General features: G+C 71.8%; 22 protein-coding genes. 14 read left to right on the top strand and 8 right to left on the bottom strand.

The window, feature by feature from the left end:
- Positions 1–70: 70 nt before the first annotated feature.
- From upp to NO900_RS17175, 5 genes are all read left to right on the top strand, one after another.
- Positions 71–745 (top strand): uracil phosphoribosyltransferase, encoded by a 675-nt coding sequence (upp, locus tag NO900_RS17195; RefSeq protein ID WP_092564257.1) that lies wholly within the window; start codon positions 71–73, stop codon positions 743–745.
- A gap of 68 nt (positions 746–813) precedes the next feature.
- Positions 814–1,029: a DUF7569 family protein gene (locus NO900_RS17190; RefSeq protein WP_256410160.1), complete on the top strand. Its 216-nt coding sequence runs from the start codon at positions 814–816 to the stop codon at positions 1,027–1,029.
- Between the two features lie 124 nt (positions 1,030–1,153).
- Positions 1,154–2,437 (top strand): threonine synthase, encoded by a 1,284-nt coding sequence (gene thrC / locus NO900_RS17185; RefSeq protein ID WP_256410159.1) that lies wholly within the window; start codon positions 1,154–1,156, stop codon positions 2,435–2,437.
- A 98-nt stretch (positions 2,438–2,535) separates the two neighbouring features.
- Entirely contained in the window at positions 2,536–2,838 is a 303-nt protein-coding gene (locus NO900_RS17180; RefSeq protein ID WP_425492681.1) for an antitoxin VapB family protein, read from the top strand.
- The gene (locus NO900_RS17175) at positions 2,835–3,236 is read left to right on the top strand and encodes a type II toxin-antitoxin system VapC family toxin (RefSeq protein ID WP_256410157.1); all 402 of its coding nucleotides are present in this window, start codon (positions 2,835–2,837) and stop codon (positions 3,234–3,236) included. The genes NO900_RS17180 and NO900_RS17175 overlap by 4 nt, the downstream gene beginning before the upstream one ends.
- Here NO900_RS17175 and serA read toward each other — a convergent pair whose 3' ends face one another.
- Positions 3,237–4,841, bottom strand: coding sequence for a phosphoglycerate dehydrogenase (gene serA / locus NO900_RS17170; protein WP_256410156.1), 1,605 nt, complete (start codon positions 4,839–4,841; stop codon positions 3,237–3,239).
- A 222-nt stretch (positions 4,842–5,063) separates the two neighbouring features.
- On the opposite strand from serA, the gene NO900_RS17165 reads away from it, so the two are divergent.
- On the top strand, positions 5,064–6,356 hold the full coding sequence (locus NO900_RS17165) for a hemolysin family protein (protein ID WP_256410155.1): 1,293 nt from the start codon (positions 5,064–5,066) through the stop codon (positions 6,354–6,356).
- A gap of 367 nt (positions 6,357–6,723) precedes the next feature.
- Here the strand turns inward: NO900_RS17165 and thpR are convergent, their stop codons facing one another.
- Entirely contained in the window at positions 6,724–7,320 is a 597-nt protein-coding gene (thpR, locus tag NO900_RS17160; RefSeq protein WP_256410154.1) for an RNA 2',3'-cyclic phosphodiesterase, read from the bottom strand.
- A 414-nt stretch (positions 7,321–7,734) separates the two neighbouring features.
- Positions 7,735–9,519: an excinuclease ABC subunit C gene (locus NO900_RS17155; protein ID WP_256410153.1), complete on the bottom strand. Its 1,785-nt coding sequence runs from the start codon at positions 9,517–9,519 to the stop codon at positions 7,735–7,737.
- A 185-nt stretch (positions 9,520–9,704) separates the two neighbouring features.
- Here NO900_RS17155 and NO900_RS17150 point away from each other — a divergent pair, with 185 nt between their 5' ends.
- The 3 genes from NO900_RS17150 (at position 9,705) to NO900_RS17140 (ending at position 13,007) form a co-directional block, all read left to right on the top strand.
- Positions 9,705–11,315 (top strand): methyl-accepting chemotaxis protein, encoded by a 1,611-nt coding sequence (locus tag NO900_RS17150; protein ID WP_256410152.1) that lies wholly within the window; start codon positions 9,705–9,707, stop codon positions 11,313–11,315.
- 91 nt (positions 11,316–11,406) lie between these two features.
- Complete coding sequence (locus NO900_RS17145; RefSeq protein WP_256410151.1) at positions 11,407–12,801, top strand: cytochrome P450; 1,395 nt, start codon at positions 11,407–11,409, stop codon at positions 12,799–12,801.
- A gap of 2 nt (positions 12,802–12,803) precedes the next feature.
- Positions 12,804–13,007 carry a hypothetical protein gene (locus NO900_RS17140; RefSeq protein ID WP_256410199.1) on the top strand — a complete coding sequence of 68 codons (204 nt, stop codon included), beginning with the start codon at positions 12,804–12,806 and terminating at the stop codon, positions 13,005–13,007.
- Positions 13,008–13,332: 325 nt separating this feature from the next.
- Here the strand turns inward: NO900_RS17140 and NO900_RS17135 are convergent, their stop codons facing one another.
- The gene (locus NO900_RS17135) at positions 13,333–13,908 is read right to left on the bottom strand and encodes a 2'-5' RNA ligase family protein (protein WP_256410150.1); all 576 of its coding nucleotides are present in this window, start codon (positions 13,906–13,908) and stop codon (positions 13,333–13,335) included.
- Between the two features lie 3 nt (positions 13,909–13,911).
- The gene (locus tag NO900_RS17130; RefSeq protein WP_256410149.1) at positions 13,912–14,115 is read right to left on the bottom strand and encodes a DUF7554 family protein; all 204 of its coding nucleotides are present in this window, start codon (positions 14,113–14,115) and stop codon (positions 13,912–13,914) included.
- Between the two features lie 96 nt (positions 14,116–14,211).
- On the opposite strand from NO900_RS17130, the gene serB reads away from it, so the two are divergent.
- The 4 genes from serB to NO900_RS17110 all read left to right on the top strand — a co-directional run bounded on the left by serB (position 14,212) and on the right by NO900_RS17110 (position 17,160).
- Entirely contained in the window at positions 14,212–14,868 is a 657-nt protein-coding gene (gene serB, locus NO900_RS17125) for a phosphoserine phosphatase SerB (protein WP_256410148.1), read from the top strand.
- Positions 14,869–14,979: 111 nt separating this feature from the next.
- Positions 14,980–15,783: a lycopene cyclase domain-containing protein gene (locus tag NO900_RS17120; protein WP_256410147.1), complete on the top strand. Its 804-nt coding sequence runs from the start codon at positions 14,980–14,982 to the stop codon at positions 15,781–15,783.
- Positions 15,776–16,876: a Brp/Blh family beta-carotene 15,15'-dioxygenase gene (locus NO900_RS17115; RefSeq protein ID WP_256410146.1), complete on the top strand. Its 1,101-nt coding sequence runs from the start codon at positions 15,776–15,778 to the stop codon at positions 16,874–16,876. Before NO900_RS17120 ends, NO900_RS17115 begins: the two co-directional genes overlap by 8 nt.
- Positions 16,873–17,160 (top strand): DUF7861 family protein, encoded by a 288-nt coding sequence (locus tag NO900_RS17110; protein ID WP_256410145.1) that lies wholly within the window; start codon positions 16,873–16,875, stop codon positions 17,158–17,160. The genes NO900_RS17115 and NO900_RS17110 overlap by 4 nt, the downstream gene beginning before the upstream one ends.
- A gap of 63 nt (positions 17,161–17,223) precedes the next feature.
- On the opposite strand, the gene NO900_RS17105 is transcribed toward NO900_RS17110, so the two are convergent.
- From NO900_RS17105 to NO900_RS17095, 3 genes are all read right to left on the bottom strand, one after another.
- Positions 17,224–19,011: an L-aspartate oxidase gene (locus NO900_RS17105; RefSeq protein ID WP_256410144.1), complete on the bottom strand. Its 1,788-nt coding sequence runs from the start codon at positions 19,009–19,011 to the stop codon at positions 17,224–17,226.
- Between the two features lie 90 nt (positions 19,012–19,101).
- A complete protein-coding gene (locus tag NO900_RS17100; protein WP_256410143.1) occupies positions 19,102–19,992 on the bottom strand; it encodes a YkgJ family cysteine cluster protein in 891 nt (296 codons plus the stop codon).
- 557 nt (positions 19,993–20,549) lie between these two features.
- The gene (locus NO900_RS17095; protein WP_256410142.1) at positions 20,550–21,227 is read right to left on the bottom strand and encodes a class I SAM-dependent methyltransferase; all 678 of its coding nucleotides are present in this window, start codon (positions 21,225–21,227) and stop codon (positions 20,550–20,552) included.
- 129 nt (positions 21,228–21,356) lie between these two features.
- Between NO900_RS17095 and NO900_RS17090 the strand changes: the two genes are divergently transcribed.
- Entirely contained in the window at positions 21,357–21,800 is a 444-nt protein-coding gene (locus NO900_RS17090) for a DUF2391 domain-containing protein (RefSeq protein ID WP_256410141.1), read from the top strand.
- The last annotated feature ends 13 nt before the right edge of the window (positions 21,801–21,813 follow it).

Here is a 21,813-nt window from a genome sequence, read left to right as displayed (position 1 = left end):
CGACAGCCGCGAACGCGCCGGCGGACGAGGGTCGCCACGTTTTAAGCCGAACGCGGTCCCTCTCCCGGTAATGACGATCGAAGACCGGGACGACGCGCACCTCATCACGCACGCGCTGGCGAAGGACACCCTCTCGCGGCTCCGGGACGTCGAGACCGAGCAGGTCGCCTTCCGGAAGGGGCTCGTGAAGCTCGGCCGCATCTGCGGCTACGAGATCATCGACGGGGCGATGGAGACGGAGTACGTCCCGGTCGAGACCCCCTTAGAGGAGACGACCGGCGAGCGCGTGAGGGGGCTCGACGACGTGGTGATCATCAACGTCCTCCGGGCCGCGACCCCGTTCGTGGAGGGGCTCCTGAAGGCGTTCCCGCGGGCGAAGCAGGGCGTCATCTCCGCCGGCCGCGACGAGGAGGCCGGGATGACCGACGGCGAGTTCCCGATCACCATCGACTACGTGAAGCTGCCCGAGATCGGTCCCGACGACACCGTCATCGTCGCCGACCCGATGCTCGCGACCGGCTCGACGATGTGCGCGGTGCTCGGTCACGTCCTCGACGAGGCCGACGGCTTCGAGGACCTGTTCGTCCTCTCCGCGGTCTCCGCGCCCGACGGGCTCGTCCGCGTGAGCGAGCAGGTGCCCGAGGCCGACCTCCTGACGGTCGCCATCGACGACCGCCTCGACGACGACGGGTTCATCGTCCCCGGCCTCGGCGACGCCGGCGACCGCGCCTTCCGGACGGTGTGAGGCCGGCGGGACGAGGGGGGCGACGACCGCCGACGTACTTTTAAGAGCCGTCCCCGCGACCGATCGGTATGAGCAACGCGCCGACGACCGAGCCGTGCGACGACTGCGGCGAGCCGACGACGGACGCGCTCTCGCGGACCGTCCGGCTGAGCGTCGACCGGGCGAACATCGACACCCAGCGGCTCTGCCCCGACTGCTTCGCCGACTGGATCCGGCGCTACCAGGACCGGCTCGGGTCCGGCACCGACGAGTCCGACGGGAGCTCCGAGATCATCGTCGACTGAGGCTCGGAGCCGCGGCCCCTCGGCTCGCCGGCCGCGCCCCGAACCGGTTCGCCTCGGGTCGGGCGCACGGCAACGTCCGTCCCGACCGCCCGTCTTAAGCCGCGGCGGCACGGACCACGACGTAATGGACCTCGCCATCGACGCCCCGGCCCCGGCGGCGCCCGGCTGCGCCGCCGACGGGACGTGGCTCGCCTGCATCGAGTGCGACGAGACGTTCGCCCCCTTCGACGACGTCCGGTACACCTGCGACGCGTGCGACGGGCTGCTGGAGGTGCGCTACGCCGACCCGCCGACGTTCGACGAGTTCGGGTCCGGGGCGTCCTCCGACGGCCCCGACCGCGGCGTCTGGCGCTACCGCGAGGCGCTCCCGTTCGACCTCGGCGTCACGCTCCCCGAGGGCGACACCCCGCTCCACCGCGTCCCGCGGATCGAGGAGGCGGTGGGGGTCGACGCGCTCCGGGTCAAACACGAGGGGATGAACCCCACCGGATCCTTCAAGGACCGCGGGATGACCGTCGGCGTCCGGGTCGCGAAGGAGCTCGGCGTCGGCGCGCTCGCGTGCGCCTCCACCGGGAACACCTCCGCCGCGCTCGCCGCCTACGGCGGCCGGGGCGACATGCAGACGCTCGTGCTCCTCCCGCAGGGGAAGGTCGCCGCGGGGAAGGTCGCGCAGGCGAGCCTCCACGGCGCCCGCATCCTGGAGGTCGACGGCAACTTCGACGCCTGCCTCGACATCGTCCAGGAGCTGGCCGCCCGGGGCGAGGCGTACCTGCTCAACTCCCTGAACCCGTTCCGCCTGGAGGGACAGAAGACGATCGGCTTCGAGATCCTGGAGGAGTTCTACGCCGACTACGGGGCGTTCCCGGACCGGATCGTCCTCCCCGTCGGCAACGCGGGCAACACCTCGGCGCTGTACAAGGGGTTCCGCGAGCTCGTCCAGGCCGGCGCGCTCGACGTCGACGAGGTCCCCAAGCTCACCGGGGTCCAGGCGGAGGGCGCCGCGCCGATGGTCGAGGCGGTCGAGGAGGGGAACGACGAGATCCGCCGGTGGGAAGAGGTCGAGACGCGCGCGACGGCCATCCGCATCGGCAACCCGGTCAACGCGCCGAAGGCGCTCCCGGGGATCCGCAACACCGGTGGCACCGCCGTCGCCGTCAGCGACTCGATGATCACCGCCGCGCAGCGCCACCTCGCCGCCGAGGGCGTCGGCGTCGAGCCCGCCTCCGCGGCGAGCCTCGCCGGCCTCAAGAAGCTCCGGCGCTCGGGCGTCGTCGACGACGACGAGCGCGTCGTCTGCCTGACGACCGGCCATCTCCTGAAGGACCCCGAGGCCGCCTACGAGGCCGGCGGCGACCCCGAGCCCGTCCCGAACGACGTGGACGCGGTGCTCGACCACCTGCACGGCTGAAGCCGGGAGTCGACGCAGACCGCTTGCCCAGTATTTATATACACAAACACATACACAAATATGAGATGGGGACCAAGACAATCGGCGTTCGAGAGGAGGTGTACGACCGGCTCCGTGCCCGGAAGCGTGACGACGAGAGCTTCACCGACCTCATCGATCGGCTGATCGACGAGAGCGAGGGTGACTGGCGAGAGGGGTTCGGGTCGCTGTCGACGGCCGACGCCGACGCACTCCGCGAGGCCGCCGGGGCGAGTCGGGAGCGGCTCAACGAGTCGGGTGTCGAGAGGCAGGCCGAAGCGATCGATCGGTTCGGCGAGGACGCCGATGCCGACGGAGTCGACGGCGGCGACGACCGAACGGGTGACGACCGCACGAGGACCGGAAACGGAGGATCGGCGTGACCCGGTACCTGCTCGACACCACATTTCTCATCGATTATCTTAACGGAGCTGACGACGTTCGGCGATTCCTCGAAGCGCACGAAAACGATGAGTTCGCGACGACGGCGATGAACTACAAGGAGGTCGCAGTCGGGTGGCGGCTGAACGACGCGTTCGATCCGGCGGAACTCTCGGCGGCGTTCGACTGGCTCGAGATAGTTGCGATCACGAGCGAACACGCCTTGGCGGCGAGCGAGTTCGAGGCGGAACTGTACCGCTCCGACGAACACACGAGGCGAGCCGTCGACGCGGCCACCGCGGATCTGCTTATCGCCGGGGTCGCCGAGGCCGAAGGAATGACTGTCGCGACCCGGAACATCGAGGACTTCGACTCGTTCGTCCCGGTCGTCGACTACTGATTACTCCGCCTTCCGCTCGTCCGCCTCGTCCAGCGTGATCTCCGTGACCTCGACGATCCGGTCGTCGTCGAGCAGCGCCTCGATGGCCTCGTCGGGCACGTCCTGATCGAGGTTGTAGACGGTGAGCGCCTCGCCGCCCTGCGTCTCGCGGGCGTTGTACATCCCGGCGATGTTGACGTCGTGGTCGCCGAGGACGGTGCCGATGAGCCCGATGACGCCCGGCTCGTCGGTGTTGCGCGCGACCAGCATGTGGCCGTACGGGACCGCGTCGACGCGGAACCCGTCGATCCGGACGATCCGCGGGTCCTCGCCGGCGAACAGGGTCCCCTCGACCGCGATGGCGTCGTCGCCGTTGCGGACGGCGACGCGCACGAGGCTCTGGAAGTCCTCCGTCTGGCGGGTCTTCGACTCGGTGACGTCGATGCCGCGCTCCTCGGCGAGCCGCGGCGCGTTCACCGAGTTCACCTGCCACTCCAGCGGCTCGAAGACGCCCTTCAGCGCGCTCGCGGTGACGAGGTCGACGTCCTCCTCGGCGATGTCGCCCTCGTAGGTCGCCTCCACCTCGGTGATGCGGCCGTCGAGCAGCTGCGCGGCGACCTTCCCGGCGGTCTCCGCGACGGCGATGTACGGCTTGATCCGCGGGAACGCGGTCTCGTCGACGGAGGGGGCGTTGAGCGCGGTGAGCACCGGTTCGTCGTTGAACGCCGCGAGCACGGCCTCCGCGGTGTCGACGGCGACGTTCTCCTGTGCGGCCTCTGTCGAGGCGCCGAGGTGCGGGGTCAAGACGATCTCCTCGACGTCGAGCAGCGGCGAGTCCCCCGGGAGCGGCTCCTCGGCGAAGGAGTCGAGCGCGGCGCCCGCGAGGACGCCGTCGTCGACCGCCGCCGCGAGCGCGTCCTCGTCGACGATGCCGCCGCGCGCGCAGTTGATGAGGTAGCCGCCCTCCAGCTGCGCCAGCTCGTCTTCCCCGATCATTCCCTCGGTCTCGGGGAGGAGCGGGGTGTGCACCGTCGCGAAGTCGCCACGGGCGAGCGCCTCGTGGAGGTCCTCCACGAGCTCGGCGCCGAGCCGGTCGGCGCGCTCCTCGGAGATGTACGGGTCGTAGACGACGAGGTCCATCCCGAGCGAGTCGAGCCGCTTGGCGACCTCCTGGCCGACGCGGCCGAGCCCGACGATGGTGAGCGTCTTGTTGTTCACCTCGGTGCCGAGGAACTCGCCCTTGGCCCACTCGCCGCCGAGGAGGCGGCCGTGCGCCTGCGGGATCGAGCGCGCGACGGCGAACGTCATCGCGACGGTGTGCTCGGCGGCGGCCCGGACGTTCCCCTCGGGCGCGTTGGCGACGATGACGCCGTGGTCGGTGGCGGCCTCGATGTCGATGTTGTCGACGCCGATGCCGGCGCGGCCGACGATGACGAGGTCGGGGGCGGCCTCGAAGACGGCCTCGGTGACCTCGGTCCCGGAGCGGACGATGAGCGCGTTCGCGTCGCTCACGGCGTCGAGGAGGGCCTCCCCCTCGACCTCGTAGTCCGTTTCGACCTCGTGGCCGGCGTCTCGGAGTCGGTCCAACCCCGGGTCCGCGATGGGGTCGGTCACGAGTACCTTCATGTCCGGATCCACCGGCGGCGCGAGGTTAACGCTTTCCTCATCGCGCCGTTTTGCCGTCCGCGGCGATCCGCGTCCGTGCGTATTTCACCCCTTCATTTCCGGTGGAAGCGGCTCGTTCGTGGTCACCCGGATCGCGGTCGACGGCGACTCGCGACCGGCGGACGCGTCCGTCCGACGCCGCCGCTCCGGTACTCCCTTTGATATCCGGACGCAGGGAGACGCATGGACATCACGATCGCGTTCGCCGGGGTGGCCGCCATCCTCGTGTTGACGGGGATCAGCGCCTTCTTCTCCAGCTCGGAGCTGGCCGTCTTCTCCGTGCCGACGCACCGGATCGACTCGCTGCTCGCCGCCGACGTGCCGGGCGCGCGGGCGCTCTCGGCGCTGCGGGAGGACTCGCACCGCTTCCTCGTCACGGCCCTCGTGAGCAACAACGTCGCCAACATCGCGGCCGCCTCGGTCGCGACCGCGGTGTTCGTGCGGTTCGGCTTCTCCGGCGGCCAGGCGGCCACGGCCTCGACCGCGATCACCTCCGTGTTCATCATCGTCTTCGGCGAGATCGCGCCGAAGTCGTACGCGGTGGCGAACGCCGAGAAGCACGCGCTGCGCGTCTCGCGGCCGGTCGCGGCCGTCCAGCGGATCATCCGGCCCGTGCTGTACGTCTTCGAGGCGCTCTCGGGGATCGTCAACCGGTTCACGGGCGGCGAATCCGACATCGAGTCGTACCTCACGCGGGAGGAGATCGCGACGCTCGTGCTCTCCGGGGAGGCCGCGGGGGCGCTCGACGCCGACGAGAGCGCGATGATCCGCGGCGTCCTCGACCTCGGGTCGACCCGCGTCTCGTCGGTGATGGTCCCGCGCACCGACATGGTGGCGATCCCGGACACCGCGACCCCCGCGGACGTCCTCTCGACGGCCGCGAGCGAGGGCGTCACCCGGATGCCCGTCTACGGCGAGAACCGCGACGACGTGGTCGGGACCGTCGACGTGCGCGACGCGATCCGCGCGGACGAGGCCGGCGAGGACCTCGCGAGTGTGCTGCGCGAGCCGACGTTCGTCCCGGAGACGCAGCCGCTCGACGAGCTGTTCGCGACGATGCGCGCCGACGGCCTCCGGCTGGCGGTCGTCGTCGACGAGTTCGGCGCGGTCGTCGGGCTCGTCACCCTGGAGGACGTGATCGAGGAGGTCGTCGGCGAGCTGGTCGGGCGGTGGGAGCACGACCACGTCGACGTGCTCGGCCCCGACGCCGCGGTGGTCCACGGCTGGACCACGGTCGCGCACCTCAACGAGACGCTCGGCCTCGCGCTGCCGAGCGACGGCGCCGAGACGGTCGCGGGGCTGATCACCCAGCGGCTCGGGCGCGTCCCCGAGGAGGGCGACCGCGTCGAACTCGACGACGTCACGCTCGCGGTCACGGACGCGACCGCGACGCGGGTCACCCGGGTTCGCGTCGAGTACGCGGGTGAGGGCGAAATCGTGGAGCCGACGGGCGACGACGCGAGTAACGACGACTGACGATTTGCGGGGCGGTCGCGGTGGCGCGTGCCTCCGAGCGGCCGGAGCGAAAGCGGAGGCCGCGAGGAGCACGCGCGAGGGACGCGGTGAGCGCTCGGAGAGCGCGAACCGCGAGGCTGGGGAGGCGTGAGGCGCGGGGCTGTGGGGGGCGGGACTCAAAGGGGCAGCCGGGAGGACGAAGACGCGCGACGCAAGCACCGCAGGGAGCGAACGAAGTGAGCGACCGAGGAGCACAGCGAGCGCATCGAGTCCCCCCGGCTGGGGCTTTGGAGGTGTTCGCCGTCGATCAATCAGAGTCAATTTATAAGAGAGTGACCCGGACAGTGGCGGTGCGCTCCGCGCCAGAACGGGTTGTTAGTAAAAAAACTCAGTCCAACGAGAACGTCTCGATCGTCTCGTACTCCGGACCGTCTGGCGTCAGCGTCGACTCCACGAGCCGCACGTCGTCGACCGTGAACCGCCCGAACCGCGGGTCGCGACCGCGGACGACGCGCTGAACCAGCCCCTTCCCGCGGGCGTCGTCCATCCGCGCGAGTGTGACGTGCGGGGTGAACGCGTGCTCCTCCGGGTCGACGCCGATCGCGGTCGTCTCCCGTTCGAGCGCCTCGTGGAGCGCGGTCAGCGCCGCGGTCCCCTCGTCGACCCCCGCCCAGACGACGGAGACGTAGTCGAGGTCGGGGAAGACGCCGAGCCCCGCGACCTCGCAGTCGAAGGGCGCGACGGAAGCGCCCTCGACCGAGGCCGACTCGACCGCGCGCTCGCCGGCCGCGATCACGTCGTTGAGGGCGGGGCGGTCGTCGTCGGGGTCGCTCTCGGAGTCGACCTCGCCGAGGAACTTCAGCGTCACGTGCGCCTGCGTCGGGTCGGTGACCCGCAGCCCTTCGGCGTCGTCGAGGTCGTCTTGGACCGCCGCGAGCGGGTCGGCCAGCGCGTCCGGGAGGTCGACGGCGAAGAACGCGCGCATTACGTGCGAGTCTTTGATCGAGTTCGTTTATAAGTGTCTGGCGCGGAATCGCTCGCTGGTTTATAAACCTCCATCGGCGCGACGGATACCTCCAAAGCCCCAGTCGCTCGGCGATACGTGGCTGATAACAGAACTACGGGGAACACCTCCAAAGCCCCAGCCGTGAGGCTGCCGGACGCTCGCTGCGCTCCTCGGTCGCTCACTCTGTTCGCTCCCTGCGGTGCTTACGTCGCCTCCACCGGCCTCACGGCTGCCCCTTTGAGTCCCGCCCCGCACAGCACCGCAACCGCGCCTCACACCTCCCCAGCCTCGTCGCCCGGCCTCCGCTTCGCTCCGGCCGGGCGACTCCCTCGCGCGTGCTCCTCGCGGCCGCCTTCGGCGGCCACTCGGAGGCACGCGCCACCGCGGATTCACTTACAATCGCTCCCGGATCGTCTCGGCCGTCGCGTCGCCGACGCCGTCGACGTCGGTGAGGTCCGCGCGGGAGGCGTCGCGGACGTTCTCGACCGAGCCGAACCGCCGGAGCAGCCGCCGACGCGTCTCCGGCCCGACGCCGGGCACGTCGTCGAGGACGGTCGCCACCTCGTCGCGGACGGTCTGGTGGTACGAGACCGCGAAGCGGTGCGCCTCGTCGCGCACGCGCTGGAGCAGGTGGAGCTCGGGGGCGTCGTCGTCCCACCGCCGGGTGCCGGTCGGGGTGACGACCAGCTCCTCGGCCTTCGCCAGGGCGACGACGGGCACGTCCCAGCCGGTCTCCGCGAGGGCGTCGCGGGCGGCGCCGAGCTGCCCCTCGCCCCCGTCGATCAGGAGGAGGTTGGGGTCGGGGCGGTCGTCCCGCCCCTCGACCGCGCGCTCGGCGCGCCACCGGACCAGCTCGCGCATGTTGGCGTAGTCGTCGTTGCGATCGGTGAGCTTCTTCCGGCGGTAGTCGGCCGTCTCGGCGCTCCCGTCGACGAAGCAGACGTCGGAGCCGACCACCGCGGTCCCCTGCGCGTGGCTCACGTCGAACCCCTCGATCCGGGCCGGACGGTCGATCCCGAGGCGCTCGCCGAGCGCGCCGACCGGGTCGTCGCGGCCGCCGCGCTTGCGGGCGTTCTTGAGCGCGAGCTCGACGAGCTTCGCCTCGCGGCCCGCGCCGGGGACCCGGACCGCGACCCCCTCGGCCTCCAGCCAGTCGACCACGTCGGGGTCGGCGGGGCGCTCGGCCAGGAGGACCGCGTCCGGGAACTCGCGCTCGGCGTAGTACTGCGTGAGGAACGCGGAGAGCACCGCGGCGGGGGTGTTGGCGTCGGGGTCGGCGGGGGCGCCCTCGGTCGGGTCCGCCGCCTCGCCGTCCCCCACCGCGGCCGCGTCCAGCCGGTGGCGGCTCCGGTCGACCAGCTGGCCGCGTTCGCTGTGGAGCCGGGCGACGCGGGCGGTGTCGCCCTCGACGGCGGCCGCGAGCACGTCGACGGTGCGGTCGTCGGAGCGGTCGCTGACGGCCTCGCCGCCCTCGCCGTGGAACGCCTCGACCGCTTCGAGGCGGTCCCGGAGGTTGGCGGCGCGCTCGAACTCCGCGTCCTCGGCGGCGGCCTCCATCCGCCGGCGCAGCGGGTCGGCGAGGACGCCCGTCTCGCCCTCCAGGAACCGGTGGACTGCAGCCACGTCCTCGGCGTACTCCTCGGGAGATATCTCCCCGGTGCAGGGGGCCGAGCAGATCCCCATCTCGTAGTCGAGGCAGGGGCGGTCGCGGTTCGCGTACTTGTGGTCCGAGCAGCCGCGGAGCCGGTACTCGTCGCGGATCGCCTTCACCACGGCGTCGACCCGGCCCTTGTCGGTGAAGGGGCCGTACGCGACCGCGCCCTCCTCCGGGTCGCGGGTGACCTCGATGCGCGGGACCGGGTGGTCGGTCACGGCGATCAGCGGGTACGACTTGTCGTCCTTCAGCCGGACGTTGAACCGCGGCCGGAGCCGCTTGATCAGGTTCGCCTCCAACAGCAGGGCCTGCGTCTCGGTGTCCGTGACCGCGAACTCGATCCGGTCGGCGCGGGCGACCATGCCCCGGATGCGCCCCGAGCGCGGGTCGGTGTACGACCGCACCCGGTCCCGGAGGTCGACCGCCTTGCCGACGTACAGCGTCGTCTCTCCCGCCTGGAACTGGTAGACGCCGGGCTCGGTCGGGAGGTCCGCGGCCCGCTCGCGCACGGCGTCGGCGTCCATCGAATCCGAGTAGCCGCCCGACGCGTTTGAACGCTGCGGGCGGGGGCCGGAGGAGGCGAGCCGCCGCGGGGGCGCGACGACGTGTTCGGTCGCCCGCCTTTCCTCTCCCTCCGACCGGGCGATTATCAGACGTGAGTAACGGAGGGAACGGTTTATCCGGAGGCTTGGGGGAATCCCACGTAGTTATGACGGGACTTCGCGGACTGCTCCGGAGCGTGTTCGGACGGGATCGGAACTCGCGGTCGGTCCCGGACGGGGGCGTCGTCGTCGACGGCCCCGACGCCGGCGGAGCGCCCAGCGGGGGGCGAGAGCGGGACGACGGCGAGGAGTACGAGATCACCGAGGAGGAGGGCGTCGACCGCGCCGGGACGCTCGCGGCCGCCGGCTTCGAGCAGGTGTTCGACGCGACGAGCGTGCCGACGTTCATCCTCGACGCCGACGGCAACGTCGCCGAGTGGAACGAGTCGATCGCCTCGCTCACGGGCGCCGAGCGCGAGGACGCCGTCGGGCACGGCCACGTCTCGGAGCTGTTCTACCCCGACGGCCGCCGGGCCGACACCCTCGCCGACAAGGTGCTCGACGCGCCCGAGACCGCGGACGAGGTGTACGGGGTCGAGCGCTGCGGCTCGGCGGAGGACCGCTACCGCGACACCAGCACCATGGTGGACCGCCACGGCGACGAGAAGCACATCGAGTTCACGGCGACCCCGCTGTACGACGGCGACGAGCTCGTCGGCGTCACCGAGGTCGTCATCGACCGCACCGAGAACGTCAACGAGCGCGACGCGACGAAGCGGCTGGTCTCGGAGATCCGCGAGACGGCCGAGGAGATCGGGGAGGGCGACCTCGACGCCCGCGCCGTCTGCCACGAGGAGTGCGAGATCCTCGACGAGGAGCTGCTGGCCGTCATCGGCGTCGTCAACGGGATGGCCGAGAACCTCCAGGACCTCTCCGAGAGCGTCCACGAGCAGGCGCGCCAGATCGACGAGACCGTCCAGGAGGCGAGCGGGGCCGCCGCCGACATCGCCGAGAACGTCGACGAGCAGAACGAGCTGTTAGAGGAGAGCGTCTCCGAGATGCAGTCGTTCTCGGCCGGCATGGAGGAGGTCGCCGCCACCGCCGACCAGGTCGACTCGGCCGCGGTCGCCGCCAGCGAGGCCGCCGACGAGGGACTCGACGCCAGCGAGGACGCCCGGGAGGCGACCGAGGACGTGGTCGAGATCGGCGACGAGCTCGTCGAGAGCGTGGGCGCGCTCTCGGAGCGCATGGACGACATCGAGGAGGTCATCGAGGTCATCTCCGACGTCGCCGAGCAGACGAACCTGCTCGCGCTGAACGCCAACATCGAGGCCGCCCGCGCCGGGGAGGGCGGGGACGGCTTCGCGGTCGTCGCCGAGGAGGTGAAGAAGCTCGCCGACGAGACCCGCGGTTACACCGAGGAGATCACGGAGAGCCTCGCGGAGCTCCAGGCGCAGTCCGACGAGACGAGCACCGCCGTCGAGCGCTCGCACGACCGCATCGAGGACGCCGGGACCGAGATCGAGACGGTGCTCGACTCGCTGGAGGAGATCGCCGACGCGGTCGACGAGGCGGCCGCGGGGGTCGCCGAGGTCGCCCGGACCACGGACGACCAGGCCGCAACCGTCGAGGAGCTCACGTCATCGCTGGAGGCGGTCCGGGAGCGCTCCGACCGCACAGAGGACGCGACCGACCGCATCGTCGAGGCGACTGACGACCAGGAGGCCGCCGTCGACGAGCTGATCACCCGCGTCGAGCGGTTGGACGCCCGGCAGTAGACGGCCCGTGGTCGCCCGATCGAGCGGTCCGACTCCCGGCGTTTCCCTCCCGCCGCCGAACGTTTAACCTCGCCCGGACCCTGTCTCTCGTATGTCCGTCACGCCGCCCGGACCCATCGGCGACCCCGTCTTCGGCAACGGTCGCCAGTACGCCGACGACCCGTTCTCGTTCATGCGCGCCTGCGCCGACAGCTACGGCGACGTCGTCCGCTTCGACCTCGGGCCGCGCGAGACCTACCTCCTGACGAACCCCGCCGACGTCGAGCGCGTCCTGGTCGCCGACGCCGACCGCTACCGGAAGCCGCAGTTCGGCGACGACGCCATGGACACCCTGCTCGGGAACGGCCTCCTCATGAGCGAGGGGGAGACGTGGCAGCGCCAGCGGAAGCTCGCGAACCCCTCCTTCCACAACCGGCGGATCGGGGCGCTCGCGGGGACGATGGTCGACCACACCGAGTCGCAGCTCGCGGACTGGAGCGACGGCGACGTCGTCGACGTCCAGCTGGAGGTCGCCCGCCTCACCGTCAAGATCATCGTCTCGGCGATGTTCGGCGCCGACATCACCGACGAGGAGGTGAAGACGGTCCAGGAGGAGCTGGAGCCGCTCGGGGCGCGGTTCGAGCCCGACCCGCGCCGCTTCCTGATCCCGAACTGGGTCCCGACCCGCGAGAACCGCCGGTTCGACGCCGCCGTCGACACCCTCGAATCGGTGATCGACGGGATCGTCGAGCGCCGCCGCGGCACCGAGCGCGACCCCGCCGCCGACCCGGCCGGCCCCGAGGGCGTCGCGGTGCGGGGCCCCGCCGGCGACGCCGACGGCGACCTCCCGATGGACCTGCTCTCGGTCCTGCTGCGCGCCCGCGACCGCGGCGAGCAGACCGACGAGAACCTCCGCGACGAGCTGGTGACGATGCTGCTCGCCGGCCACGACACGACCGCGCTCGCGCTCACCTACACCTTCTACCTGCTCTCGAACCACCCCGAGGCCCGCGAGCGCGTGGCGGCGGAGGCCGAGGCGGCGACCGCCGACGGCGCCCCGACCGCCGCCGACGCCCGCGACATGGAGTTCACCGAGCGCGTGCTCAACGAGTCGATGCGACTGTATCCCCCCGTCTACACCCTGTTCCGCGAGCCGAAGCTCGACGTGAAGGTCGGGGGGTACCGGATCCCGGAGGGCGCCGCGCTCATGCTGTCGCAGTGGGTGGTCCACCGGTCGCCGCGCTGGTACGACGACCCCGAGGCGTTCGACCCGAACCGGTGGGCCCCCGAGCGCCGGAGCGGGCGCCCGCGGTTCGCCTTCTTCCCGTTCGGCGGCGGCCCCCGCCACTGCATCGGGAAGGCGTTCTCGCTGCTGGAGGCCAAGCTGATCCTCGCGGAGGTCTGCTCGCGGTACGACCTAGAGTACGAGGGGCCGGAGCTCTCGCTGCGCGGCTCGCTGACGATGCACCCCGACCACCCGGTGCCGATGCGCGTCCGCGAGCGGTAGGGATAACCGACGACGCGACCGCGTCGTACTGCCGGCGCTGCGGCGAGCCCCTCTCGCGGGGCGTCATCGCGAGCGAACAGCGCGCCTGCTGTCTCAACGCGACCCCCATCGCCGGCGTCTGCCCGACGCACGGCCCCGTCGGGCCGCACCACGCGGTCGACGAGCCGGGCGAGCGCGACGGTGCGGCTACTGAAGACGGCGACTAGGAGTGAGCGCCGTAGGCGACGTGCTATGTATAAATTGATAGCGGTGGCGCGCGCCTCCGAGCGGCCGGTAGGCCGCGAGGAGCGCGTGCGAGGGACGCGGTGAGCGCTCGAAGAGCGCGAACCGCGAGGCTGGGGAGGCGTGAGGCGCGGTTGCTGTGCGGTCGGGTGGGACTCAAAGGGGCAGCCACGAGGCGGGCGCAGGCGACACAAGCACCGCAACGAGGGAGCGAACGAAGTGAGCGACCGAGTGAGGAGCGCAGCGAGCGTGCGCCCGCCTCGTGGCTGGGGCTTTGGAGTTGTTCACCGCCGATCCGTTCGGAGCTATTTACAACTCGATCGTCGCGGCGACCTCGCGGAACTCGGGGTCGTACACCTCCATCGCGTGAACGCGCCACCGGATCGGCTCGAACTCCCGGTTCACGAGGTCGGCCACGACGCCCGGGTCGGGGTTCCCGCCGCGCGCCAGGGTGACGTGCGGGACGAAGTCGTCGCCCTCGATCCCCTCGATCGCATCGTAAGCCGCACAGAGCCGGTGATGGAGCCGGACGAGGGCGTCGCTCTCGACGGCGAGGTACACCACCGGCCGCGACCCGGACGCGGGCGCGTCGAAGACGTCGACCTCGGTCGCGGCGGCGTCGAACGGGCCGGTCCCCGACAGCAGGGGGCGGAGGTCCTCGCGGAGGGCCGCGAGCGCGTCGGGCTTGGGCGGGCTCGGCGCGCCGCCGTCGCGCCCGGAACTCGACCCGTTGCCGTCGACGCGGTCCGGGACGGCCTCGACCCCGAGACGCTTGCAGACGAGGGTGTGCCGGTCGCGCACGCGGTCGAACCCCGAGAGTTTCGGGTGGAGATCGGCCGCGAAATCGCCTATCGCAGGCGGGAGCGGGACGTTCAGGCTGAACACGCCTCAGATCCGGTCGGTGAGCCGTAAGGCGATTAACACGACGATGACGACGACGATCAGGGTCGGGAGCGCGTCGATCAGCGCGAACGTCAGGTCCAGTACCGCTCCGATGACCTCCAGGAGAAGCCACACGATAGCGAGCCCCAGGATCACCTTCAGGAGGTCGTCGACGTCGACGTCGGCGCGGTCCGCGTCGGTTCGGTCCATACGTGGGCGACGGCGGCGGGCGTCAAAGTCTCACCGGCCCGCGGCGTCCGTTGCGCGATCAGGTGCTTCAAAACCCCGCCGCGCCGAACGGGGCCCATGAGCCTGATCGCGTTCGACTTCGACGGCACGCTGTCCGACTCCGAGATGACGGTCCTGCTCGCCGAGCGCGCGGGGGTCGCCGACGCGGTGGCCGAGATCACGGAGCGGGCGATGAACGACGAGCTCAGCTACGCCGAGAGCCTCTATCAGCGGGCGGAGCTGCTCGGGGGACTCGGCGAGGACGACGTCGACGCCGCGTTCGACGCGGTGACGCTCCGGCCGGGGGCCGGAGAGCTGATCGAGCGCCTCCGGGCCGAGGGCCACTACGTCGCCGTGCTCACGGGCGGGTTCGAGCGCGGCGTCGAGCGCGCGCTGGCGAAGGCGGGGGCGGAGGCCGACACGATCGTCGCCAACCGCCTCCCGACGGCCGGCGGGAAGCTCACCGGGGAGGCCGAGGGACCGCTCATCGAGGGGACGAAAGACGACGCGCTGGCGGAGCTCGCGGGTGACCTCGGCGTCCCGATGAGCGAGACGGTCGCGGTCGGCGACGGCGCGAACGACCTCCCGATGCTGGAGGTCGCCGGGCTCGCGGTCGGGTTCGTGCCGAAGGACGCGGTGCGTCCCGCCTGCGACGCCGTCGTCGCCTCGATGTTCCGGCTCGGGAAGGTGCTGGAGGGACACGGCGTGCTGTCGGTCGAGTCGTCGCCTCGATGACCGCCGAGCGGGAGCTCGACGATCGTCGGACGCGGTCACACTGTTTGGACGGGGCCTTAATAAGAGGGAAAGCGAACATGGAGCCATGATCGCCGTCGCCGGGGTGAGTAGATGCTTCCGACGCTGACGTACCTCCAGTTCCACCTCGTCTTCAGCCTCCCCGTGGTCGCGGCGCTGTGGTACCTCGCGCCGCGGTACGACGTCGTTCGCCGGCGGCGCGCGACGGCCGGGATCGCGATCCTCGTCGCCATCGCGTACCTCTACACGACGCCGTGGATCAGCTACATGATCCGGCGGGGGGCGTGGTCGTACGCCGACGGGGCGGTGCTCGTCCGGGCGCTGTCGATCCCGCTCGGCGAGTACCTCTTCTTCACCATCCAGACCGTCGTCACCGCGTTCGCGCTCCACCTGATCGGGTTCGACCCGACGTTCCGCGAGGGCGACTTCGACCGTGGTCCCCGGATCGCCGGCGTCGTCGCCGGGGTCGCGATGATCGCCGGCGGGCTCTGGCTCGTGACGCTCGACCCCTCGTACCTCTACCTCGGCGGGCTGATCGCGTGGGTCGGCCCCGTCTTCGCGCTCCAGTGGGCGGTCGGCGGCGGCTACCTGGTCCGGACGCCGCGGATGTGGCTCGCGGCGACGCTGATCCCCGCGGCGTACTTCTGGGTCGCCGACCGGATCGCGATCGCGATGGGGACGTGGCGGCTCTCGACCGAGTTCACGACCGGGATCGCCGTCCTCGGGCTCCCGATCGAGGAGATGCTCTTCTTCGCCTCGGCCGGCGTGATGACCGTGAACGGGCTCGTGCTGTTCGAGTGGGTCCTCGACTGGAACGACCGCCGGGGGCGGCCGACCGAGACCGCGGCCGACGCGCTCGAACCGGACCCGGAGCCGGCCGAACCGGTCGATGACTGAGACCGCGACGCGCTCGGCGACCCGGCGTCGAGCGACGGCGGACGAGGGCGACGACCCCGCCCGGTCGGCGGTCGACCGGTGGTTCGCGTTCTATCCCGCGCTGGCGCTCGCGGGGCTGCTGCCGCTCGCCGCCGTCACCCCCCTGTTTCCGGTGGAGGTGGGCGTCGCGACGTTCGCGCTGGGGACGCTGGTCGTCGGGATGGCCCACGGCGCGGTCGACCACCTCGTCCCCCTGCGGGCGGCGACGGACGTCTCGCTCCGGCGGTCGGTCGCGGTCGTCTCCGTCGCCTACGCGATCCTCGGGGGGGCGGTCGTCGCGGCGTTCTTCCTCGCGCCGGTCGCGGCGTTCGTCGGGTTCATCGCCCTCACGTGGCTCCACTGGGGGCAGGGCGACGTCGCGGCACTCACCGTCGCCGACGTCGATCACCTCCCGACCGCGGCCGAGCGCTGGCTGAGCCTCGTCGTCCGCGGGGGGCTCCCGATGGGCGTCCCGCTCGTCGCGCATCCGGAGGAGTACCGGCTGGTCGCCGAGTGGATCGTCGGGCTGTTCGTCGTCGACGCGGCCGCGGCGGCCGCCGCGGTCGACCCCGTCTTCGTCCCGGAGACGCGACTGGCCGTCGGCGCGTTCATGACGGCCGCGACGGCGGTGTCGGTCGGGCTGGGCTACCGACGCGTTCGGGCGGGCGCCTCGCGCCGGGACTGGCTCCGCGACGCCGGGGAGGTCGGGGCGCTGTGGGCGTGGTTCCTGCTCGCCGCGCCCGTGTTCGCTATCGGGGTGTACTTCGCGCTCTGGCACGGCCTCCGCCACGTCGGCCGGCTGATCCTCGTCGACGACCGGGCGGCGGCCGCGGTCGGCGACGGCGACCTCCACGGCGCCCTCGCGCGGTTCGGGCGCGACGCCGCCCCCCTCACGCTCGGCGGGTTCCTCGTGGTCGCCGCGGTCGGGCTCTCGGTCCCCGCCGGGGTCGCCGCCCCGGGCGACCTGCTCGCCGTGTCGCTCGTCGCCATCGCGGCCATGACGCTCCCGCACGTGGTCGTCGTCGCGTGGCTCGACCGACGGCAGGGGGTCTGGCGGCCGGGAGGGACCGGGTGAACCACGACCGGGTCCACGCCCGAGAGCCGTCGCACCGCGTCGACCGATGGTCGGTCGGGGTGATCGAGTCGATCGGGGAGCGCGACGGCCACGCGGTCCTCACGGTTCGTCCGGTCGGGTCGGGGGGAGAGGGCGAGGGGGGCGGGGCGACGGGAGGAGACGACTCGCCGATCGAACTCGTCGTGACGGTCGCCGTCAGGGACCTGGTCGTGGAGCGGCTGCCGATCGACGACGACGAGTCGGCGGTCGGACAGCGCGTCTGGTATCGGAAGCGGGGCGGGTGAACCGGATCGGGACGGATAAACCGGGTTACCGGCGGGGGCGTCGTTCTCGGAACCGCGCCGGCGTCACTCCAACTGGTGGTAGTCCAGTTCGTGGCCCTCGTCGAGCGCGGCCTGCACGGCGTCGCTCGGCTCGCCGACCGGCTCCGTCCGAAGTGTCATCCCGCCGACGTCGGCCGCGTCGAAGTAGACGTTCCGGCGCCAGTCCGGGTCGGTGTCGGGGTAGTCGGTGCGGTAGTGGGCGCCCCGGGACTCATCGCGTTCGAGCGCGCCGCGGAGCACCGCCTCGGCGGCGACGAGGGAGAACCCGACGTCGACGGCGAGTTCGAACGACTCGCTCGTGACCGGGCCGACGCGCATGTCGGCGGCGCGATCGCGGACGGCGTCGAGGCGGTCGAGGCCCTCGCGGAGCGACGCCTCGTCGCGGAGGATCCCGGCGTGGTCCCACATCAGCTCCCGGAGGTCGGCGAGCACCGCCGCGGCCTCGTGCTCGCCGTCGTGACCCGCCAACGCGTGCAGGTCGCGGAGGTGGGGCTCTACGAGGCCCTCTCGGAGGTCGTCGGGTACCTCGCCCGGGCCGCCGACGCGGTCGGCGATCCGCTCGCCGGCGACGACCCCGTACGCGACGGTCTCGGCCAGCGAGTTCCCGCCGAGGCGGTTCGCGCCGTGGACGCCGGCCATCGTCTCGCCGATGGCGAACAGGCCGTCAACGTCGGTCTCGCCGTGATCGTCGACGGCGACGCCGCCCATCCCGTAGTGGGAGGTCGGCGCCACCTCGACGGCCTCCTCGGCCATGTCGACGCCGAGGTCGGCGAACCGCTCGTACATCCGGGGGAGCCGCTCGCGGATGAAGTCGGCGTCGCGGTGGGAGATGTCGAGGTAGACGCCGCCGTTCTCGGTGCCGCGACCCTCGGCGACCTCCCGCGCTATCGCCCTGGCGACGACGTCGCGGGCGTCAAGCTCCATCTGATCGGGGGAGTAGCGCTCCATGAATCGCTCGCCGTCGGCGTTGAACAGACGGCCGCCCTCGCCCCGGACCGCCTCGGTGACGAGGCGGCCGCTCCACGGCGCCCACTCGGGGTCGCTCTCGTCGACGGCCATCCCGGTCGGGTGGAACTGCATGAACTCCATGTCCAGCAGCGAGGCGCCGGCGTCGTACGCCAGCGCCGCCCCGTCGCCGTTGTTCTCGTCGTCTCTGGAGGTGTGGCGGTCGTAGATCGCCGCGTGGCCGCCGGCGGCGAGGACGACGGTGCCCGCGTTGAACAGGACGAACTCGCCGTCGTCCATGTCGAAGCCGACGGCGCCGTGGACCGCGTCGCCGTCGGAGACGAGCTTCGTGATCATCACGTTCTCGCGGTACGGGACCGACAGCTCCTGCGCCCGGTCGACGAGGGTGTTCAGCAGCGACTCGCCGGTGTGGTCGCCGGCGAAGGCCGTCCGGCGGAACGACTGCGCGCCGAAGAAGCGCTGGTCGATCTCGCCGTCGTCGGTACGGGAGTACGCCATTCCCCACTCGTCGAGCTCGCGGAGGCGCTCCGGCATCTGCTCGGTCACGGTCTCGACCTTCGCCGGGTCGTTGACGAAGTGGCCCTCGTTAAGGGTGTCGGCGGCGTGGATCGCCGGCGAGTCCTTGGGGTCGTGGGTGCCCAGCGCCCCGTTGATGCCGCCGCGCGCCCACGTGGTGTGCGCGTCCCCGTGGCCGCGCTTCCCGAGGACGAGCACGTCGTCGATCCCGCGTTCGGCCAGTTCGATGGCGGTGCGCGCCCCCGCGGCGCCGGCGCCGACGACGAGGACGGAGACGTCCTCGCGCGCGTACTCGGGAGACTGATCGTCGACGGGGTTCCGTTCGGCCATACCCGATCGGAGGGACCGCAGACGGGTAAGCCTCACGCGCGCGTGCGTGCGCGACCGGGCAGAGCGCCGGGGGACGCGACGAACGGACCGCTACCGTTCCCAGCCGGGAGTGCCCGGGGCGCCGGCGTCGTCCTCCAGTTCGCTGACGAGCCGGTCGCGGGACTCGGGGTCGAGGTCGACGGCGGCGCCATCGCTCCCGGCCCGGGCCGTCCACTCGCGGACCGCGCGGCCCGCCCACGAGTCGGCGTCGCGGACGTGAGCCCGGGCCTCGGCCATCCGGTCGCGGTCGACCGACAGCGACCCGGGTCGCGAGCCGACGGCGGCCCCGACGAACCGGGCGCGGTCGTCGGCGGTGAGCGAGTCGGTCCGGATCCGGTCGACCACGCCGTCGAGGTCGTCCGGATCGGGGTAGGCGAAGACCGTGGTTCCGAGCGCCTGCGGGCCGAACGCCGGCGGGGGGAGGTCGCTCGGGGGCTCGGCGTCGAGGAGGCGGTCGCCGCCGCCCGCGGCCTCGACGCGCTCGCACTCGGTCTCGGCGTCGAGTTCGAGGTTGTGTCCGGGGTACGTCGCGCAGGTCCGGGGATACAGGTCCTCGTCGTGGATCCGGCACTGGAGCGTCGTCGGGTCGAGGAAGACGCAGGCGTCGAGCCAGCGGGGCTTGTCGGTCCCGATCGGCGCGACCGGCTTCGGGGGTTTCCGGAGCCCGACCACGAAGACGGGGCGGTCGCCGGCGGCGGCCACCTCGACGCCGTCGATCGAGACGGTCGGGTCGCGCTCGGCGGGCTCGAACAGCCGCGGGACGAGGGCGTCGCCGAGCCCGTCGTCGAGGAAGGCGGCGACCTCGTCGCGGGTGAGCGGGGCCAGCCCGTATACGTCGTCGAGCGGGGGGCGGTCGCCGGCGCGGTCGGAGCCGGCGGCGTCCGGCGCGAACGCGCGCCAGTCGACGCAGCAGCCGGCACAGCCCTCACAGCGGAGCTCCATCTGGTATCAGCCGTGCGAACGGTTCGCACGCTTAAAAGGGATCGGCGGGTGAGCGTAGATACTTACAAACAGACGGCGGCCGGCGCGCGCCTCCGAGTGCCCGCCGGGCACGAGGAGCGCGTGCGAGGGAGTCCGCGGCCGGCTTTGGCGGCCGCGGCAGCGAGGCGCGAAGCGCCTCTGGAAGCCGGCGCCCAGCGCCGGCGACGAGGCTGGGGAGGGGTGAGGCCGCGGTTGCTGTGTGGGGTGGGACTCAAAGGGGCAGCCGAGAGGCGGGCGTAGGCGAGGTAAGGACCGGAAGGAGCGAGTGGAACGAGCGACTGAGGACCGCAGCGAGCGTACGCCCGCCTCTCGGCTGGGGCTTTGGAGGCGTTGACCGCCGATCTGCAGTTAATCGATTACATACGAGCGGCTGGGGCTTTGGCGGTGGTCGCCGCGGAGCCGATGTCAACAACGTATAGCCGAGCGACCGGGGCTTTAGACGTGTTCGCCGCGGCGGAAACGGGACGGTTCGAACCAGCCGCCACGGCACGCCGATGGATAACGAATAACCGTACGAGTCAGGGTGCGACGCCGACCGTCAACAGCGTCCCCCACGTGCGGTAGCGGTCGACCATCGCCTCGCGGGAGTCCCAGTCGTCGGTCGGGAACGCCGAGGCGTCCGGGATCTCGATCTCGCGGTCGGGGACGTTGTCCTGTTCGGCGACGTACAGCCCGGCGTCGCGGAACGCCTCGCGGTACTCCGCGCGACTCCACAGCGTCATCTCGATCGCGATGTTCTCCTGCCACGCGTGGGTCGATTCGCTCTCCGCGAAGTAGTTCACCGCGCAGAAGAAGGTGCCGCCGGGCTTCAGGACGCGGCGGATCTCCCGGAGGGTGTTCCCCGGGTCGCTCGCGTAGTAGAACGCCTCCATCGAGAAGACGTGGTCGAGCGAGTCGTCGGCGAAGGGGAGCGCGTCGAAGTCGCCGACGAGGAAGCCGACCGCGCCGTCGTCGGTGTAGCTCCGGGCGTTGCGGACCATTTCGGGCGCGCCGTCGAGCCCGTACCCGCGACCGATCCCGCGCTCGCGGAGCGCGCGGAGCGCGTAGCCGGAGCCGGTGCCCAGGTCGAGGACGGCGTCGCCCGTCTCGACCGGCATCCGCGCGAGCACGTGTTTCGCGGTGTGCCAGTGTCTGTCCTCCATCCCGCGGTCCTTTCCCGACGCCGCCCACTCGTCGAACTCCTCGCGAACGCTCATGGCGGCACGACGGGGGGACGGGTGAAAACCGGTTCGGAGGGGTTCGGACACGGGGGACCCGTGACGCGCGTCGAGAGGGGGCGGCCGAAAAGCGTCGCCGTTTTATCGGCCGCTGTCCCTCACGGGAGTATGAAACGCCCGCGGAGCCTCCGTCGACCGAAGTTCCGGATCGCGGACTCCGCGCAGCAGGCGGTCGGGGGGTTCCTCCTCGCGGGGCCGTTCGTCGTCACCGAGGAGGTGTGGGTGCTCGCCGCCGGCATGCACTGGGTTCAGGGGGCCCTGACCGCGGGGATCGTCGCGCTGATCGGGTACGCCGCGCTCTACCGGGCCGACACCGACCGCGACCCCGACGTCGAGCAGGAGATCGCGGGGATCCCGGCTCGGTTCCTGTCGCTGATGGTCGTCGCGTTCGGCTCCGTGGCCGTCCTCGCGGTGCTGTTCGACGCCCCGGACACTTTCCTTATCGAGCAGGGCGTGACGGGAGCGGAGCTCTGGGCGACGACGGCCAAGGCGGTCTCGGTCGGCGCGGTGTTCAGCGTCGTCGGCGCCGCGACCGCGGACAGCGTGTTCTGAGCGCGGACGGCGA

The organism is Halorubrum rutilum (assembly GCF_024494565.1).
This window is presented reverse-complemented; position numbering and strand designations above follow the sequence as displayed.

Coding starts and splice junctions, on each gene's coding strand:
- upp (WP_092564257.1), top strand. CDS start 71: ATGACGATCGAAGACCGGGACGACGCGCACCTCATCACGCACGCGCTG.
- NO900_RS17190 (WP_256410160.1), top strand. CDS start 814: ATGAGCAACGCGCCGACGACCGAGCCGTGCGACGACTGCGGCGAGCCG.
- thrC (WP_256410159.1), top strand. CDS start 1,154: ATGGACCTCGCCATCGACGCCCCGGCCCCGGCGGCGCCCGGCTGCGCC.
- serA (WP_256410156.1), bottom strand. CDS start 4,841: ATGAAGGTACTCGTGACCGACCCCATCGCGGACCCGGGGTTGGACCGA.
- NO900_RS17165 (WP_256410155.1), top strand. CDS start 5,064: ATGGACATCACGATCGCGTTCGCCGGGGTGGCCGCCATCCTCGTGTTG.
- thpR (WP_256410154.1), bottom strand. CDS start 7,320: ATGCGCGCGTTCTTCGCCGTCGACCTCCCGGACGCGCTGGCCGACCCG.
- NO900_RS17155 (WP_256410153.1), bottom strand. CDS start 9,519: ATGGACGCCGACGCCGTGCGCGAGCGGGCCGCGGACCTCCCGACCGAG.
- NO900_RS17150 (WP_256410152.1), top strand. CDS start 9,705: ATGACGGGACTTCGCGGACTGCTCCGGAGCGTGTTCGGACGGGATCGG.
- NO900_RS17145 (WP_256410151.1), top strand. CDS start 11,407: ATGTCCGTCACGCCGCCCGGACCCATCGGCGACCCCGTCTTCGGCAAC.
- NO900_RS17130 (WP_256410149.1), bottom strand. CDS start 14,115: ATGGACCGAACCGACGCGGACCGCGCCGACGTCGACGTCGACGACCTC.
- serB (WP_256410148.1), top strand. CDS start 14,212: ATGAGCCTGATCGCGTTCGACTTCGACGGCACGCTGTCCGACTCCGAG.
- NO900_RS17120 (WP_256410147.1), top strand. CDS start 14,980: ATGCTTCCGACGCTGACGTACCTCCAGTTCCACCTCGTCTTCAGCCTC.
- NO900_RS17115 (WP_256410146.1), top strand. CDS start 15,776: ATGACTGAGACCGCGACGCGCTCGGCGACCCGGCGTCGAGCGACGGCG.
- NO900_RS17105 (WP_256410144.1), bottom strand. CDS start 19,011: ATGGCCGAACGGAACCCCGTCGACGATCAGTCTCCCGAGTACGCGCGC.
- NO900_RS17100 (WP_256410143.1), bottom strand. CDS start 19,992: ATGGAGCTCCGCTGTGAGGGCTGTGCCGGCTGCTGCGTCGACTGGCGC.
- NO900_RS17095 (WP_256410142.1), bottom strand. CDS start 21,227: ATGAGCGTTCGCGAGGAGTTCGACGAGTGGGCGGCGTCGGGAAAGGAC.
- NO900_RS17090 (WP_256410141.1), top strand. CDS start 21,357: ATGAAACGCCCGCGGAGCCTCCGTCGACCGAAGTTCCGGATCGCGGAC.